General features: G+C 73.7%; 8 protein-coding genes and 4 pseudogenes. 10 read left to right on the plus strand and 2 right to left on the minus strand.

Annotated elements, in window-relative coordinates; genetic code table 11:
* The first annotated feature begins 211 nt into the window (after positions 1-211).
* The 6 genes and pseudogenes from FJ251_01285 (at position 212) to FJ251_01310 (ending at position 7,408) form a co-directional block, all read left to right on the plus strand.
* On the plus strand, positions 212-598 hold the full coding sequence (locus tag FJ251_01285; protein MBM4116368.1) for a helix-turn-helix transcriptional regulator: 387 nt from the start codon (positions 212-214) through the stop codon (positions 596-598).
* The gene (gene arsM / locus FJ251_01290) at positions 595-1,455 is read left to right on the plus strand and encodes an arsenite methyltransferase (GenBank protein ID MBM4116369.1); all 861 of its coding nucleotides are present in this window, start codon (positions 595-597) and stop codon (positions 1,453-1,455) included. The genes FJ251_01285 and arsM overlap by 4 nt, the downstream gene beginning before the upstream one ends.
* 2 nt (positions 1,456-1,457) lie before the next feature.
* A pseudogene (locus FJ251_01295) lies at positions 1,458-1,820 on the plus strand (RidA family protein).
* 555 nt (positions 1,821-2,375) lie between these two features.
* Positions 2,376-4,505, plus strand: a complete 2,130-nt coding sequence (locus FJ251_01300; GenBank protein ID MBM4116370.1) for a S9 family peptidase — start codon at positions 2,376-2,378, stop codon at positions 4,503-4,505.
* An 83-nt stretch (positions 4,506-4,588) separates the two neighbouring features.
* Positions 4,589-5,173: a TetR/AcrR family transcriptional regulator gene (locus FJ251_01305; protein MBM4116371.1), complete on the plus strand. Its 585-nt coding sequence runs from the start codon at positions 4,589-4,591 to the stop codon at positions 5,171-5,173.
* Between the two features lie 99 nt (positions 5,174-5,272).
* Positions 5,273-7,408: a hypothetical protein gene (locus FJ251_01310; GenBank protein MBM4116372.1), complete on the plus strand. Its 2,136-nt coding sequence runs from the start codon at positions 5,273-5,275 to the stop codon at positions 7,406-7,408.
* A 37-nt stretch (positions 7,409-7,445) separates the two neighbouring features.
* On the opposite strand, the pseudogene FJ251_01315 reads toward FJ251_01310, so the two are convergent.
* Together FJ251_01315 and FJ251_01320 are read right to left on the minus strand one after the other, a co-directional pair.
* A pseudogene (locus tag FJ251_01315) lies at positions 7,446-7,532 on the minus strand (extradiol dioxygenase).
* A gap of 516 nt (positions 7,533-8,048) precedes the next feature.
* A pseudogene (locus FJ251_01320) lies at positions 8,049-8,541 on the minus strand (hypothetical protein).
* 179 nt (positions 8,542-8,720) lie between these two features.
* Here FJ251_01320 and FJ251_01325 point away from each other — a divergent pair.
* The 4 genes and pseudogenes from FJ251_01325 (at position 8,721) to FJ251_01340 (ending at position 16,991) form a co-directional block, all read left to right on the plus strand.
* Complete coding sequence (locus FJ251_01325) at positions 8,721-9,323, plus strand: sigma-70 family RNA polymerase sigma factor (GenBank protein MBM4116373.1); 603 nt, start codon at positions 8,721-8,723, stop codon at positions 9,321-9,323.
* A gap of 317 nt (positions 9,324-9,640) precedes the next feature.
* A complete protein-coding gene (locus FJ251_01330; GenBank protein ID MBM4116374.1) occupies positions 9,641-12,781 on the plus strand; it encodes a CHAT domain-containing protein in 3,141 nt (1,046 codons plus the stop codon).
* 54 nt (positions 12,782-12,835) lie between these two features.
* Positions 12,836-13,732: pseudogene (locus FJ251_01335) on the plus strand (hypothetical protein).
* A complete protein-coding gene (locus tag FJ251_01340; GenBank protein MBM4116375.1) occupies positions 13,719-16,991 on the plus strand; it encodes a T9SS type A sorting domain-containing protein in 3,273 nt (1,090 codons plus the stop codon). Before FJ251_01335 ends, FJ251_01340 begins: the two are co-directional and overlap by 14 nt.
* Positions 16,992-17,115 lie beyond the last annotated feature (124 nt).

Below are 17,115 nucleotides of genomic sequence, written 5' to 3' on the forward strand. Positions count from 1 at the left end.
CCGACCGCGACTCCACCGACTACAAGCAGGGCTGGGCGGCCTTCCTCTGCCTGCTCAAGCTCTACATCGAGCGCGGCCTGCGCTGGGACTAGCCCGCCCCCGGGGGCGAGTGGCGCCAGAAACGAAACACTGACAATCGCTTGCAGTTCTTGGTGGGCTTCTGCGCCGGCCCCTTGACGGCGCTCTCCCTTCGATCTATATTTGCACAGCTATGCAAGCGAATTTGGAACCTCGCGACACCCTGGACGGCCTGCTCAGCCCGGCACTCTTCAAGGCGCTCGGCGACCCGAACCGTCTCGCCCTGCTGCTGCGCCTCGCCGCGGCCGGCGGGCCGGCCACGGTGAGCGCGCTGCGCGGCTGCTGCGAGCGGGACCTCTCCGTGGTCTCGCGGCACCTCGCGCGCCTGCGCGAGGCGGGCATCGTCGTCGCCGAGCGCCGCGGCCGCGAAGTGCACTACCAGCTCACCAGCGACCTGGCGAGCACCCTGCGCGCCATCGCCGACGCCCTCGACGCCTGCTGTCCGCCCGCCGCCTGCGCGCCGGGAGCCTGCTGCCCGCCGGGCACCTGCGGTATGGACCCCAAAGAAGGAGAGACATGAGCACTCACGACTCCACCCGCGAGCGCATTTCCCGGGACTACGCCGCCGCCATCAAGCAGGGGGGCTCCTGCTGCGGCGACAAGGCCGTGGCGCCCACGGTGGCCGCCCTGGCTGGCTACAGTGCCGAGGACGTCGCCGGCCTGCCGGGCGACATCCTCGCCAGCAGCTTCGGCTGCGGCAACCCCCTGGCCTTCAGCGAGGTGGCCCCCGGCGAGACCGTGCTGGACCTGGGCAGCGGCGCCGGGCTCGACCTCATCCTCGCCGCGCGCAAGGTGGGGCCGACGGGCCGCGTGATCGGCGTCGACATGACCGAGGCCATGCTCGAGGCTGCCCGCGCGAACATCGCCGCCGCAGGCCTGACCAATGTCGAGCTGCGCAAGGGGCTGGTCGAAGCGCTCCCCGTGGCTGACGCCTCCGTGGACTGGGTCATCTCCAACTGCGTGATCAACCTGTCGCCCGAGAAGGAGCGCGTCTTCGCGGAGATCGCGCGGGTCTTGCGGCCCGGCGGCCGCCTGCGCGTGAGCGACATCGTCGCCGAGGATCTGCCCGCGGCCCTGCGCGAGAACGCGCAGGTGAGGAGCGCCTGCCTGGGCGGCGCAATCAGCGAGCCCGAGTACTGCGCGGGCCTGCGTGCGGCGGGACTCGTGGACGTGGAGGTGCCCGAGAGGCTCGTCTACGAGGCGAGCCAGCTCGCGGACATGGTCTGCGAGCTGGGCGAGGAAGGCGCGCCGGCGACCGGCTGCGGCTGCGGCTGCGAGGGCGGCGGTGGCCTGGATCGCAAGGCCGCGGGCCGCGTGGCCGAGGCCCTGGCGGGCAAGGTCTGGAGCGCACGCTTCAGCGCGCGGAAACCGGAGTAGCCGTGCGGCGCGAGAACTTCGGCAGCGGCGCGCCCTGGGAGGCGGTCGTCGGTTACTCGCGCGTGGTGCGCGCCGGCCGGCGGCTCTACGTGACGGGCACCGTGGGCGAAGGCGCGGACGCCTACGCCCAGGCGAAGAGCGCGCTCGAGAGAATCGCCGCCGCGCTGGCGCGAGCGGGCGGCAGCCTGGCCGATGTGGTGCGCACGCGCATCTTCGTCACCGACATCGCGCGGGACTGGGAGGCCGTGGGCCGCGCGCACCGCGAGGCGCTCGGCGACGTGATGCCGGCCACGAGCATGGTGCAGGTGGCCGCGCTCATCGAGCCGCGCTATCTGGTGGAGATCGAGGCCGACGCCGAGCTCGGGCTCCTGCCGGCCGCCGCGGCGACGATCGAGCCTGCAGCCTACAACGACGCCGCCGTGGCAGCGCTGCTCACCGCTGCGGGCCTGCCCGTGCCCGGCCCCGAAGACGCCCCCGTGCAGATGCGCGTGCTCCGCGAGGCCGACCGCGTGCTCGCCTGCGCGGGCACCGAGCGCCACGGCGAGGCGGCGCTGCTGCGCTCGGTGGCCGTCGCCGCCGAAGCCCGCGGGCGGGGGCTGGGCCGCGCGCTCGTGGCGGCGGTGCTCGCGGAGCTGGAGGCGCAGGGGGCGCGGGAGGTCTACCTGCTCACGCTCAGCGCCGCAGGCTTCTTCGCGCGGCTGGGCTTTGTGCCGGTCGCGCGGGGTGAGGTGCCGGCGCCCGTGCTCGCCGCGCGGGAGTTCTCCATCCACTGCTGCGACCGCGCCCAGGTGATGCGGCGGCCGCTCTGAAGCCGGCGCGCAACGCCCTGCCCTTGACTTCGTAGGCGTGCTAGACTGCGGTGCCCGCCCTCGGCGGGTCGATCCGCGGCTTCCCCCCGCCCCGATTCCAGGAGGAACTCCATGCGCGCACAACGCGCCCGACTCGCGCTCGCGCTGCTCGCCGTCGCCGCCCTCGCGACCACGGCCAGCGCCCTGAGCTATCCGCCTTCGCGCACCGTCGACCAGGTCGACGACTATCACGGCACGAAAGTCGCCGATCCCTACCGCTGGCTCGAGGACATCGGCAGCGACGAGGTGAAGGCCTGGGTGGAGGCCCAGAACGCTCTCACCTTCGGCCAGCTCGAGAGAATCGACGGCCGCGACCGCCTCCTCGCCCGCTTCAAGCAGCTCAGCAACTACCCGCGCTACTCGATGCCCTACAAAAAGGCCGGGCGGTATTTCTACGCCAAGAACGACGGCCTTCAAAACCAATGGGTGCACTACTGGTCGGAGAGCCTGGACGGCACGCCCAAGGTGCTCTTCGACCCCAACACCTGGAGCGCGGATGCCACCATCGCGCTGGCGGGCATGGACGTCAGCGAAGACGGCAAGCGCGTCGTCTTCGGCAAGAGCGCCAGCGGCAGCGACTGGTCCGAGTGGCAGGTGATGGACATCGCCAGCGGCAAGGTCCGCAAGGACCTCATCAAGTGGAGCAAGGGCGGCGCGCAGTGGGACGCGGCCGGCGCCGGCTTCTACTACGAGCGCTTCCCCGAGCCCAAGCCCGGCGAGGAGACCCTCGCCACGGCCGAGAACGGCGCCATCTGGTACCACAAGCTGGGCGACCCGCAGAGCAAGGACAAGCTGATCTTCTCGCTGCCCGAGCACCCGGACTGGCTGGTCGGCCTCGCCCTCAACGAGGAGCGCGACCTCGGCCTGCTCTACGCGACGCCCCGCGGCGCCATGCACAGCAAGATCTACCTGCTCGACGTGAAGAAGCCCGGCGCCAAGCCCACGCTCCTCATCGACGACCACGAGAACGAGTACAGCTTCATCAACAACGAGGGCGACCGGCTCTGGTTCAGCACCACGAAGGACTCGCCGCGGGGCCGCATCATCGTCATCGACCGCAAGCGCCCCGAGGAAAGCGCCTGGCAGACCGTGATCCCCGAGGGCCGCTTCGCGCTGCAGTGGGCGAGCTACACGGGCGGGGAGCTTTTCGTCTCCTACCTCAAGGACGCGCGCACGCAGATCCTGCGCTACACGCTGGAGGGCAGGCGCCTCGGCGAGGTGGCGCTGCCGGGCCGCGGCACCGCTTACGGCTTCGGCGGCCGCAAGACCGACACCGAGACCTTCTTCAGCTACGTCGACTTCGTCACCCCGACGACGATGTTCCGCTACGACATCGCCAGCGGCGCGATCAAGCCCTACCGGAAGTACGAGGTGCCGATCGACACCAGCCAGTACGAGTCCAAGCAGGTCTTCTGCCGCAGCGTGGACGGCGCGGCGATCCCCATCTTCCTCGTCTACAAGAAGGGCCTCGAACTCGACGGCACGAACCCGACCGTGCTCTACGGCTACGGCGGCTTCTCCGGCTCCCAGCAGCCCTTCTTCTCGACGACCCAGACGGCCTGGTACGACATGGGCGGCATCTGGGCCACCGCCTGCATCCGCGGCGGCGGCGAGTACGGCGAGGAGTGGCACCTCGCCGGTTCGCGCGAGGGGCGCCTGCTCAGCTTCCAGGACATGATCGCCTGCGCCGAGTGGCTCATCGACGAGGGCTACACGCAGCCCGCGCGGCTCGCCCTGATGGGCGGTAGCCAGGGCGGCATGATGGTGGGGGCGGTCGTCAACGCGCGGCCGAATCTCTTCGGCGTCTCGCTGCCGATGGTCGGCGTCATGGACATGCTGCGCTTCAACCAGTGGGGCTTCGGCGCCTACTGGGAGGGCGACTACGGCAGCCCGCAGGACCCCGAGATGTTCCCCGTGCTCCACAGCTACTCGCCCTACCACAACCTGAAGAAGGGCGTGCGCTACCCGGCCACCCTGATCACCACGGCCGACACGGACGACCGCGTGATGCCGGCCCACAGCTTCAAGTACGCGGCGGCCATCCAGGCAGCCCAGGCCCCGGACAGCCCGCCGGTACTGCTGCGGGTGGAGACCCGGGCCGGCCACGGGGGCGGCAAGCCCCTCGACAAGGCCCTGGCCGAGTATGCGGACATGTACGCCTTCACCGCGAATGCCATGGGCATCGCCGTTCCTCGCTGGTAATGGAGCCATGCAAGTGATTTGTCGACAGGAGCTCTTGACTTTGTCAGGTTGTTCGGTAAAATGAGCGATAACTCACTGAGCGCATGCTCAGTCTGGCGGTCGCTTTGCCGAGCAGGAGGGACGAGAGAAGGGCCCGCAGCCGCGAGGCCATCCTGTCGACCGCCCGCGAGTTGATCGCCGCGGGGGGCCTGGCGGCCACGAGCACCCAGAAGGTGGCTCTGGCCGCCGGGCTCTCCCACGGCGCGCTCTTCGTCCACTTCCCCCGCCGGGAAGACCTGCTTGCCGCTCTTGTCGGCGGTCTTGCCGCCCACTTCGAAGCCGGGCTGGGTCCGCCCCCTTCCAGCCTCGCGACCGAGCTGGCCCTGCAGCTGGAGCGCCTGGCGGCCCAGGAGAAGCTCTACGCCCGCCTGCTCGCCGAGGAGACGGCGCTGCCCGCCTCGGCCCGCGAGTCCCTGCGCGCCCTGGAGCGCGTCCTCAGTGCCCGGGTCGCCGCCGCCTTCGCCGCGGACCGGCCGCGCCTGGGCCTGCGCCCCCTCTCGCCGCGACTCGTCGCCGCGGCCTGGCTGGCCATGCTGCAGCGCGCGCTACTGCGCGGCGAGACCGGTGCCGCCCTGCCCGAGTGGGGCGGGGAGATCCGTCGCTTCCTGCTCGAACTCGTCGCCGCCTAGGCTGGCGGCCGCCGCGCCAGGCGAGCGCGCCGCGGGCACCCGGTCGGCGTTGCCGCGTAGCTGCCTGCCTGCTAGCTTCCCGCTACCCCTCTTCGGACGGTGCCCGTGGGCTTCCTCAACGCCGTGCTGCTCTTCGGCCTCCTGGGCAGCCTCGTGCCGCTCGTCATCCACCTGCTCGAGCGGCGGCGCCTGCCCACCCTGCAGGTGCCGAGCCTGCGCTTCCTGCGCGAGCTGAACCGCCGGCAGATGCGCCGCCTCGAGTTGCGGCGGCTGCTGATTCTCATCGTGCGCATGCTGCTCGTCGCGCTCATCGCCTTCGCGCTCGCCAGGCCCACGCTCACGGGGCCCATTGCCGCCATCTTCCCCGAGGACGCGCCGCGCGCCATCGCACTGCTCATCGACAACAGCGCCAGCATGCAGCTCGAGACCGAGCGCGGCAGCCTCGCACAGCTCGCCCGCACGCGGGCGCGGGACCTGCTCGCCGACCTCGCGCCCAAGGACGAAGTGCTCGTCTATGCCCTGGAAGCCGAGCCGCGCGACCTCGGCGGCGGCCCGCTGAGCCCGGCTCTCGCGGCGGCCCTGCTCGAGGAGTGGCCGCAGGCCGACGGCGGCGCCGCGCTGCGCGCCGGCCTCGCCCGCGCGATGGTCGATCTCGCCCAGCGCCCCCAGCCCCAGCGCGAGCTCTACCTGCTCAGCGACTTCGCGGGCGCCACCCTCGCCGCCGACAGCACGACCCTGCCGCCCGCGGGCGAGCTGCGCCTCTTCGCCCTGCCGCTCTCGCAGAGCCCGCCCCCCAATGCCGGCCTCGTCGGCCTGCGCCTGCCCGTGCGGCCCCTGCTGCCGGGCCAGCCCTTCGAGTTGGGAGTGGCCGCGCGGACGACGGGCGCGCAGCGCGGCGAGGCCTATCCGGTCGAGCTGGAGCTGGCCGGCGAGCACCGCGGCGGCTTCAGCGTCGAACCCGCAACGGCCGGCGAGCTCCAGTGGCGCAGTCTCGCCGTCACGCTGCCGGCCGGCGGCGAGCGCGGCGTGACGGGCCTCTGGCGCAAGCAGCGCGACCGCTTCGCTCCCGACGACGCCCTGCCCTTCACGCTGAGCGTGGCCGCGCGCCTGCGCGTGCTGCTCGTCGCCTCGCCGAGTGCGGCCGGCGAGCGCGGCGCCCGGCTCTCGCCGGCCGATCACCTGGCGCGCGCCCTCGATCCCTACCGGGGACAGCGGCCGGAGGCGATCGCGCTGGATCTCGAGCAGCGTGGCGTCTCGGCCCTCGCCAGCGACTTGCTCGCGGACCGTCATCTCGTCGTGCTCAGCGGCGGCGACGGCCTCGACGCGACTCGCGGCCAGCTCCTCGCCGACTTCGTCGACGCGGGCGGGGGGCTCGTCGTCGCGCCCAGCGCCGCCGGCGCCGGCGACCTCGCCCGCTACCTGCTGCCGCGCCTCGGCGGTCCGGCCGAGCTGGAGGCGGCTCAGGGCGGCCGCGAGACGCTCGCTCAGCTCGAACCGGAGCATCCGCTCTTCGCCGATTTCTCGGCCGAACACCGGCGCGTTCTGGCCGAGCAGCCCCTCTGGACGAGCTTCCGCACGCGCCCGGGCGAGCGCGAGATCCTCGCGCGCTTCGCCTCCGGCGGCCCGGCGCTGCTCGGCTGGGAGCACGGTCGCGGCCGCGTCCGCTTTCTCCTCTTCGAGGTCGGGCCCGAGGGGGGCGAGCTGCCCTACTCCTCGATGTTCCTGCCCCTGCTGCAGGAGCTGGCCCAGGAAGCGGCCGGTGCCGGGCAACCGCAGCTCGTCGAGGCCGGGCAGGCCCTGAGCTGGCCGCTCGCGGGCACCTCCGCTGGAACCGACCCCGGGCAGGCTGCGCAGGGCCTCGAGCTGATCGGCCCCGACGGCAAAGCGCAGCCGCTGCAGCTCGACGAGACCAGCTTCCCGCCCCGCGTGCGCGCCCTCGCGCGGCAGGCCGGGATCTACCGCCTGCAGACGCGTGGCGAAACGGCGGCGCGCACCCTCGGCCTCGCCGCCGTGAGCGCGCCTCCCGCCGAAGGCCTGCTCGCGCCGCTGCCGGTCGACAGCATCCCGATCCGTCTCGGCCTCCCCGGATTGCAGGTCGTCGATGCCGGCCAGCCGCTAGCGACGGCGCTGCACGCCGGTCGCTACGGCAAGGAGCTGGCGCGCAGCCTCCTCATCCTCGCGGCCCTCCTCCTCGCCCTGGAGCTGTGGCTCGCCCAGCGGGCAGAGGCCAGCTGAGGGCTTGACGCGCCTGCGGCTGCCTGCCACGCTGGCCGCATGACGCCGGCCCGCCTCTACCTCTTCTCCCTCCTGGCGCTGGTCCTGGCTGGCATCCTCCTCTTCGGTGGCCGGGACAGCATCGCCACCAACAGCGTCGCCGCCGTGGCGGTCATCCTCGCGCTGGTTGCCTATTTGCTCGGGATCTACCTCGCCCGGGTCGGCCGCCGCGGCGAGGAGGCCCTCAGCGCCCTGCGCTCGCGCATCGCCAGCGTCAGCGAGGAGGCGATCGGCGCCGAGTACCGGACCTACCACCTCGGAGGACTGGACGAGCTGGCCGCCGGCGATCTGCTCGTGCTCTACGCCACCCGCGACGGCTGGCTGCTCGTCCCCCTGCTGGACGAGCTGGCCTGGTTCAAGGTGCCGGGGGACGGCGTCGGGCCCGTGAGTCTGGAGCGCGAAGGGGGGCTCCACCTGCGGGCGGAGCTGAAGAGCGACAACGGGCGCGCGCTGAACCTGCGCCTGGCCTCGACCCTCGCCGATCCGCGCAGCGAGGACTCCGCCGCGCTGCGGGACCTCGAGACCCTGCAGAGCGCCCTGCGCGGCCGCGCCGCGAGCGCCTAGGGACGACCTGCGCCCAGGCTGCCCGCTCCCGGCCTGCTCATCCTACTGGTACTCCCGGCCCAGGATCACGCTGACGATGATCGCGCCCACGGCCAGCGGCGCCGCGAAGCGGATCGCGAAGCGCCAGGCGCCGTAGCTGGCCATTCGCCCGTGCCCCTGCGATGTAGCGCGGGGTCCAGCCCGCGACCACGCTGTAATTAGGAGAGGATCACGAAACCCGTGATGACGCCGAGCACGCCAACGCCCGGCCAGAGACCGGCGCTCCGCTTGCCCGCCGAGAGCGCGCGGAAGCTGCCCACCGGGTCCTTCTCGGCGCGGCGGCCCATGAGGATCTCGGCGACCATGATCGGCGCGCCGACCAGGATGACGGCCGCGAGGTAGATCAGCACGAAGGCGCCGCCGTGGTTCTCCATTGCGATGTAGGGGAACTTCCAGGGATTGCCCAGACCGACGGCGCTGCCCGCCGCCGCCAGGGTGAAGCCCAGGCGGCCCGTCCACTGGCCGCGCTGGCCGCTCGCCGGCTTGCTCATCCGCATCCTCCCGCGTCGTGGCTGGCGCGACCCTAGCGAGGCCGGCGGCGCAGGGTCAAGCAGGGCCTCGCGGCCCCGCGGCCGGCGGCTCCGCTCCCCCGGCTGGCGGCGATTCCGGACGATTTGCTATTCTTTAGCCGGCGGTCGGCCGTCCGGCCTGTGATTTCCCGGGAGGCGAGGTGTCTCTGGCAGCGGAGAGGCGTGCAACAGCGGGGCTCAGCGACGAGCAGCTCTGGGCGCTGACCCAGGGCGAGCCCTCGCCGCTGGCGCGCCGGGCGGCCACCGCTCTGCTCGGTCGCTACCAGGAGCGCGTCTATCGCTGGTGCTACGGGCGGGTTGGCGAACACGAACTGGCCAGGGATCTCGCGCAGGACGTGCTCGTCAACGCCTACCGCGGCCTCGCCGGTTTCGACGGCCGCGCGCGCTTCTCCACCTGGCTCTTCGCGATCGCCAGGAACCGGTGTTTGAATGCGCTCCGGAGCCCGGCGCTCTTTGAGGAGGGCCTCGATCTCGATGCCCTGCCCGCTGCCCAGGGTGGTCAGGACGACGAGTTCTCCGGGCGCGAGGAGGAGGAGCGCCTCCTGGCGCTCATCCGCTCGGCGCTGCCGCCGCTGGACCAGCAGGTGCTGTGGCTGCGCTGCGTCGAGAAGATGCCGGTGGACGGCATCACGCGCCTGCTGGCGATCGAGGAAGCCAGCGGAGCGCGGGCAGTCCTGCAGCGCGCCCGGCGCCGCCTCCGCGCGGCGCTGGCGGCCGAGGAAGGAGACGAGGTCCGTGGTTGACCGCTGCCCATTGCCCGAACTGCTCCCCGAGCTGGCCGAACTACCGGCGACGGACCCGCGGCGCCGGCACCTGGACGCTTGCCCCGCCTGCCAGGCGCGCCTGGCCGACTACCGCGATTTCATGGCCGGGGCGGCGCCCTGTCCGCCCCGGGAGCTGAAGCCGGCGCTCGCCGCACTGGACGCCGGGCTGCGCGCGGCAATCGCGGAGAGCGAGGGGGCGGCAGCGAGGCCGCGGGTTCGCCGGCTGTCTCTCGAGCATCCGGCGGCACGGCTGGGCCTCGCCCTCGCCGCGGTCCTGTTGCTACTGGTCGCGCTGAATGCGCTGCCGCGAGGCACGCGAGAGCGGGAGATCCGGCTGCGCGTCGACGAGGAGCTGCCGGATGCCGGCCAGGGGCTGCGCCTGCGTCCGGCGCGCCTGCTGGCGGACGGCGGCCTCGCGCTCGCCTGGGAGCCGGTGGCGGGCGCGGACGCTTACTCGGTGCGGCTGCTGGCACCGGATCTCTCGCTGCTGGCCGAGCGCTCGAGCGGGGGCGCCACGGAGCTGCGCCTGGAGGCTCGCGAGCTGCGCGCACTGCTGGCCGGTGCGCGCATCCTGGTCTGGCAGGTCCAGGCGCGCGCGGGTGGGGATCCGCTCGTCCAGTCGTCGCCGGCGACCTTCGCCCTGCCCGCGGCGCCCTGAGCCCGGCATGCGTTTTCGCGCCCGGCATGTCGTCCCGCTCGCCGTCCTCTTCGCGCTGCTCGCGGCCCCGCCGGCGCGGCCCGCGCCGGTTGGCGCGACCGGAGCGGCGGCGTGGCCCGCGCTGGCGCGGCTGGACTCGCTGCGCCTCGCCTGGCGCGGTGCCGAGGCGCTCGCCCTCATCGACACCCTCCTGCCCGCCGCGCGCGCAGCGCGCGACAGCGCCCGGCTCGCGGGACTGCTCGTCCGCCAGGGCGAGCTGCTGACGTCGCTGGGCAGCGCGGGCCTCGCCGAGGCGCCGCTGCGCGAAGCGCTCGCGCTGGGCGCGGCGCGAGGGGACACGCGCACCCGGCTCAACGCGCTGCGCTGGCTCGGTCTCGCGCTCGAGGGCCAGGGCCGCGCCGCCGAGGCGACGCAGCGCTACCTCGAGCTGCAGAACCTGGCCGCGGCCGCCGGTGACGCCAGGCACCAGGGCTGGGCGCAGGTGGGGCTGGCCTGGCAGGACTACCAGGCCGGCCAGAGCGCGCGCAGCGCCGAGCGCTACCGCCAGGCGATCGCGCACTTCGCCGCCACCGACGAGCGCCGCGGCGAGATCTGGGCCTGGAACGGTCTCGGCGGCGCGCTCGCCAGTCTCGGCGACTATCGCGCGGCGATGGACTGCTACCGGCGCGCGGCCGCGGGTGCGCGCGCCGGCGGCGATCCGACGGTCGAAGCGATGGCACTCAACAACCTGGGCGGCCTCGCCTTCGACCTCGGCGATCCCGGCGATGCGATCGGGCACTTCGACCGCGCCCGCCAGATCGAGATCGCTGAGCACTACCCCAAGGGCGCCTTCCTGCCCGCGCTCAACATCAGCCGTTGCGAGCAAGAGCTGGGGCGGCTCGCGGCGGCATCAGCGCTCCTCGACTCCCTGCTCGGCGCGAGTCGCGCCGGCGGCTGGCCCGATCTGGAAGCCCGGGCCCAACTCGGCCGCGCCGAGCTGGCGATGCGCCGCGCGCGCCCGCGCCAGGCGGCGGGGATCTACCGCGAGGTGCTGGCCATGGGCGCGCGCCTGCCCGAGCGCAGTGCGCTGGACGCCCGTCTCGGCCTCGCCCGCGCCCTGGCCCGCTGCGAGGGCGATGCGGCCGCGCTCGCCGCGCTCTCCTTCGGCGATGCGCCGCTCGAGGACCGCCAGCTCGCAACGGCGATCGCTGCTGAGACCGGTCGCCGGCTGCTTGCGCTCGGCCGGCCGGCAGAGGCGCTGCCGCGCTACCGCGCCGCCGCCGCCGAGGCCGCCCAGCTGGGCCTGGGCGGCCTGCGCGTGCAGGCGCTGGCCGGCCTCGCCGCTGCACAGCGCGCGCTGGGGCACGCCGACAGCGCCCTCGTTCTCCTGCGCGAGGGCGCACGGATCTGGGAAGCCGAACGCAGCCTGCCGCGCGACCCCGAGTGGCGTGAGCAGCGCGGGGCGGCCGGTCATCTCCTCTACAGCGAACTTGCGCTCGCCCTGCTCGCGCCGCGCGCCGGCCTCAAGGAGGCTGCGCGCACGCGCCCCGCCTTCGACCAGCTCCAGCGCTTCAAGGCGCGCACGCTGCAGGAGCGCATGCTCGGGCCTGGCGCCCCCGCGGGCGAGTCCGCCTGGGCAACGGCCAACCTGGATCGATTGCAGCGCGAGACCCTGCGCGACGGCGAATTGCTGCTCGACCTCTATCTCGGCCCGGAGCGCTCGCTGCTCTTCGCGGTGACGCGCGCGCACTGCTACGCCCTGTTGTTGCCGGCCGAGGAACTGATCAGCGGCCGCCTGCGCGCATTGCATGGTCTGCTCGCCGCGCCGCCGGACCGGGCCGCACCGGCCGCCGCGCGAGAGGCCGAGCAGGCGGTGATCGCGGCGGCGGCCGCCGCCCTGCGCGGCCAGCTCTTCGGGGGGATCGAGGACCTCCTGGTGGCGAGCCGGCGCGTGGTGCTCGTCCCCGACGGCGTGCTCAACCTGTTCGCTCCCGCCCTGCTCGACCTTGCCGGGGGCCGGGAGTGGATCCGCGTCCCCGCCGCCGCCGTGCTCGTCGGACTGCGCGCGGGCGGTGGGGCACCGGCGCCACTGCGGCCGCTGCGCGCGCTCGCCCTTGCGGGCGACGGTGAGCGCGTCGCCCTGCCGGGCGCACGCCGCGAAGCCGCGGCCCTGGCGCGGGGTTATCGGGGCGTCGAGCGCTTGCTCCTGCCGGGGGCGGTCGGCGGCGACATCTCCCTCGAGCGCCTGCGCGGCTACGACCTGCTGCACATCGCCGCCCACGCCGAGCTGAACGACCAGAGCCCCTGGCAGTCCGCGCTGCTGCTCGGCGGCAAGCGGCTCAGCGCGGCCGAGATCGCCCGCGGCCGGCTCGACGCGCGCCTCGCCGTGCTGGCGGCCTGCGCCTCGGCGGACGGCCGCCGGCTCTCGGGCGAGGGCGTCCTCGGCCTGGCGAGCGCCTTCCTCGGCGCCGGCGCGCCGGCCGTGATCGCGACACTCTGGCCCGTCGACGATGCGGCGACCGCCGCGCTGATGGAGCGCTTCTACGCCGAGCTGGCCGCCGGGCGGAGCGCGGCCGCCGCCCTGGCCGGCGCCCAGGCGGCCCTGCGCACCAGGGAGTCCACCGCCCATCCCTTCTTCTGGGCCGGCGTCGTGCTGGTGGGGGACGGGGAGGCCGGTCTGCCCCTGCGCCAGCGGCCCTTCCTCGCCCGTCACGGCCTCCGCCTCCTGGCCGGCCTGGCCGGGCTTCTCCTGCTCTCGGTCGCCCTGCGGCCCGCCCGAAAAATGCGCGCCTCCTTGTGATCCCCGCACGCCTCCCGGTTCTCAGAAGCCGACCACTTCGCCGGGAGGCCGACCATGCCGCGCACCGCCGTCCGCAGCACTTCCATCCTTCGCCTTGCCGCCGCGCTCACCCTCCTCGCTGTCGCCCTCGGCCTGCCGCTCCGCACGGCGGCGCCGCCCCGCGCAGGCGCGCCGGCCGCCGCGCTGCCGGCCGGCATCGATGCGGGCTGGTGGGACGCCGTGCGCCAGGACCTGAGCGCGCGCGAATACGCCTTCGACTTCACGCCAGCGGGCGGCCTCGCCGCCCCCAACCGCGCGCAGGGCCTGCGCCTCGACTTCACGGCGGCGGGCTTGAAGGTCGAGCCGCGCCGCGGCAGCGCCGCGGACTGGAACTGGACCTGGCGCACGGCCGCCTGGGGCCGCCCCGGCGCGCTGCAGGCTCTGCCCGCCGTGGCGCCGCAGGCCGAGGTGCAGCGGGTGGAGTACGCCTACGCCGGCCTGCGCGAGTGGTACGAGAACCGCGAGGCGGGGCTCGAGCAGGGCTTCACCGTCGGCGCGCCGCCCGCCGGCGAGGGTCCGCTCGCGGTGCTGGGCGCGCTGGACGGCACCCTGAGCGCACGCCGTGCGGGCGAGGGCCTGGTCTTCGTCGACGCGCAGGGACGCGAGCGCCTGCGCTATGGCGAGCTGGCGGCCTGGGACGCGACCGGTCGCGACCTGCCCTGCCGGCTCGAAATCGCGGACGGCGGCCTGCGGCTGCTCGTCGACGACATGGGTGCGCAGTATCCGGTGGTCATCGATCCCCTGCTCACCACGCCCGACTGGGAGGTGCACGGCGCCATCGCCAACGCCGCGATGGGCTATCGCGTGGCGACGGCGGGCGACGTCAACGGCGATGGCTACAGCGACGTGATCGCCGGCTCGCCGGACTACACGACGAACGGCGTCACCCATTACGGCCGTGCCTGGGTGTTCCTCGGCGGCGCCGGCGGGCGACGTCAACGGCGATGGCTACAGCGACGTGATCGCCGGCTCGCCGGACTACACGACGAACGGCGTCACCCATTACGGCCGTGCCTGGGTGTTCCTCGGCGGCGCCGGCGGCCTCGCGGCCACGCCGCACTGGGAAGTCACGACCACTCAGGACGACTGCCGCTTCGGCTACAGCGTGGCGACGGCTGGGGACGTCAACGGCGACGGCTACGACGACGTGCTCGTCGGCGCGCCCGACTACACGCTGAGCAGCCAGGAGAACGGCTGCGCCTTTCTCTACCTCGGATCGGCGAGCGGCCTCGACACCAGCGCCGACTGGCGCGAGGACGGCAGCAACACCTACGTCTCCTTCGGCTACAGCGTGTCGACGGCGGGCGACGTCAACGGCGACGGCTACGACGACATCATCATCGGCGATCCCTACTTCGGCACCACGGGGCGCGCGACGATCTACCTGGGCGGCGCCTCCGGCCCCGACCACACCTACGATTGGTTCGTGAACCTGACCGGCCGCACCGGCCACTGCGTGGCGGGCGCGGGCGACGTCAACGGCGACGGCTATGCGGACGTGATCGTCGGCTCGCCCTGGCGCTCGAACGGGCTGGGCGCGGAGGGTGCGTTCTACGTCTTCCACGGCGGATCCGGCGGGCCGGACACCACCGCGGATCGCACGGTCTTCGGGGACGAGGTCGCGCAGTACCTGGGCTACTGCGTGGCGCGCGCCGGGGACACCAACGGCGACGGCTACGGCGACGTGCTCGTGGGCGGCGTGGCGCTGGACGGCTTCTACGCCACGACCTCGAAAGTGCAGCTCTACACGGGCGGCGCGAGCGGCGTGGGCGCCACGCCGGTCTGGGAGAAGGAGCAGGCCGACGACCTGCAGCCGCTGGGCTACGACCTCGCCACGGCGGGAGACGTGAACGGCGACGGCCTGGCCGACGTGCTCGTCGGCTGCCGGCAGAGCGATCTCGGCGGCGCCGACGCGGGCACGGCCTGGCTCTACTTCGGCTCGCTCCAGGGCCTGGCGACCACCGCGGCCTGGACCGTGGACGGCGAGGCGGCCGGCGACCTGCTCGGCCCCGTCGGCACGGCGGGCGACGTGGACGGCGATGGCTTCAGCGACATCCTGCTCGGCGCCACCGGCAGCGACGTCGGCCACGCCGCCGCCGGTGGACTCTACTGCTACTCGGGCGCCGGCGACCTGCCCAAGACGACGAGCGGCTGGTACGCCCAGGGCGACCAGGTCGATGGCACCTTCGCCTACCGCCTGGCCTGCGCGGGCGACGTCAACGGCGACGGCTACGACGACCTCTGGGTCGGCGCGCCCTGGTACGACAACGGCCAGGTCGACGAAGGCGCCGTCTTCCTCTACTTGGGCGGCCAGCTCGGCCTGGCCTACGCGCCGGGCTGGTGGGCCGAGGGCGATCAGACGGATTGCCACTTCGGCTTCGGGCTCGACAGCGCGGGCGATGTGAACGGGGACGGCCTCGCGGACGTCATCGTCGGCGCTTCCTGGTACGACGGCAGCGCCGGCTCCAGTGGCGCTGCCTTCCTCTGGTACGGCACGGCGGGCGGTGCCCCCTCCGGCAATCCCGCGAATGCGGACTGGAGCGCCATCGGCGCCCAGGCCGGGGCAATGCTGGGCGCCGGCGTCTGCGGGGCCGGCGACGTCAACGGCGACGGCTACGGCGACGTGGTGATCGGCGCGCCCTTCTACGACAATCCGACGACCAACGAAGGCGCGGTCTGGGGCTACTACGGCGGTCCGACCGGGCTGCCGGCCGCGCACGACTGGTTCCACGACACGGGCAGCGCGGAATCCGGCTACGGGCTGCGTCTGGCCTCCGCCGGCGACATGAACGGCGACGGCTACAGCGATCTGCTCGTGGCCGCGCCGCTGTACAACCACGGCAGCACGGACGAGGGCCTGATCTTCGTCTACATCGGCGGCGAGGACGGGCTGCAGACCGGCGCACCCTGGTGGTTCGCCGAGAGCAACGAGGCGGACGCCGAGCTCGGCCTGTCCATCGCCTGCGCCGGGGACGTCAACGCCGACGGCTACAGCGACATCATCGCCGGCGCGCCCTACATGGACTCACCGGCCACGGACGTCGGCCACGCGCTGGTCTGGCTGGGCGCGGCCACGGCGCCGCCGACCGGCACGCCGGCCAACGCCGAGCTGAACGTCGGCATCAGCGACAGCTATGCGCACCTCGGCAGCGCGGTGGGCGGCGCCGGCGACGTCGACGGCGACGGCTACAGCGACGTGATCATCGGCGCCCCGCACTACACGACGGCTGCCGGCACCGCCGCCGGCCTCGCCTTCATCTACCGCGGCGGCCCGGACGGCATCGTCCACGGCGCGGCGCCCTGGTTGATCGACGGCATCCAGGAAGAGAGCTGGTTCGGCAACGCCACCTGCAGCGGAGACTTCAACGGCGACGGCTTCAGCGACGTCGTCGTCGGCGCGGAGCAGTACAGCAACGGTCAGAACCAGGAGGGCCTCGCCTTCCTCTTCTATGGCAACGGCGGCCGCGGCCTCGCCCGCACGCCGCGCCAGTGGAAGACGGACACCGTGACCCGTCTTGCGCCCCTGGGCCGCAGCGACGCCCTCGACGCCGTCGCCCTCAGCGCGCGGGGTCGCACGCCGGGCGGCCGCGGCACAGTGCGCTTCGTGGCCGAGGTCGAGCCGCTGGGCACGGACTTCGACGGCGCGGGCACGGTGGCCGGCAATTGGACCGACACCGGCGCTCCCGCGGCGGGTGCGGGCAGCGCGGTCGCGCTCGCGCCGGCGCTCGCCGGCGGCCTCGCCGACGACACGGCGCAGCACTGGCGCCTGCGCCTCGAGACCGGCGATCCTTACTTCCCGCGCACGCCCTGGCTCAGCCTGTCCGCGAACGCGATCACGATGACGGACTTCCGCACGCGCGGCGCAGGCACGGGGGCGGGCGAGACGCCGCCGGCGAGCCTGCTGGCGCTGGAGAGCTACCCGAATCCCTTCAATCCCGCGACCACGCTGAGTTACACGCTGCCCGCCGCCGGACATGTGCAGCTGGATGTCTACGACGCTGCCGGACGCCACCTGCGGCAGCTCGTCTCGACGACACAGGCGGCCGGCCCTCACACGGCGGTGTGGAACGGGTGTGATGGGGAGGGCCGGCCCCTGGTTTCCGGGCTCTACTTCGCCCGCCTGCAGGCGGCGGGTGCCGCAGAGAGCCGGAAGCTCGTGCTCGTGAAATGAGGCGCTAGCGCGACAGGGACGCCGCGCGGCGTTCTCGACCCGGGTCGCCCCCCTGCGGCCCGGGTTTTCATTGCGCCCCTGCGGGTCCCGCCGACCGCCGCTTCACAGGCGTTCGGCAGAACCC

It is taken from the genome of bacterium, assembly GCA_016873475.1.
Lineage (GTDB): Bacteria > Krumholzibacteriota > Krumholzibacteriia > JACNKJ01 > JACNKJ01 > VGXI01.

Excerpts from the sequence above, each read along its gene's own strand:
- FJ251_01285 (MBM4116368.1), top strand. The coding sequence starts at position 212 with ATGCAAGCGAATTTGGAACCTCGCGACACCCTGGACGGCCTGCTCAGC.
- arsM (MBM4116369.1), top strand. The coding sequence starts at position 595 with ATGAGCACTCACGACTCCACCCGCGAGCGCATTTCCCGGGACTACGCC.
- FJ251_01300 (MBM4116370.1), top strand. The coding sequence starts at position 2,376 with ATGCGCGCACAACGCGCCCGACTCGCGCTCGCGCTGCTCGCCGTCGCC.
- FJ251_01305 (MBM4116371.1), top strand. The coding sequence starts at position 4,589 with ATGCTCAGTCTGGCGGTCGCTTTGCCGAGCAGGAGGGACGAGAGAAGG.
- FJ251_01330 (MBM4116374.1), top strand. The coding sequence starts at position 9,641 with ATGCGCTGCCGCGAGGCACGCGAGAGCGGGAGATCCGGCTGCGCGTCG.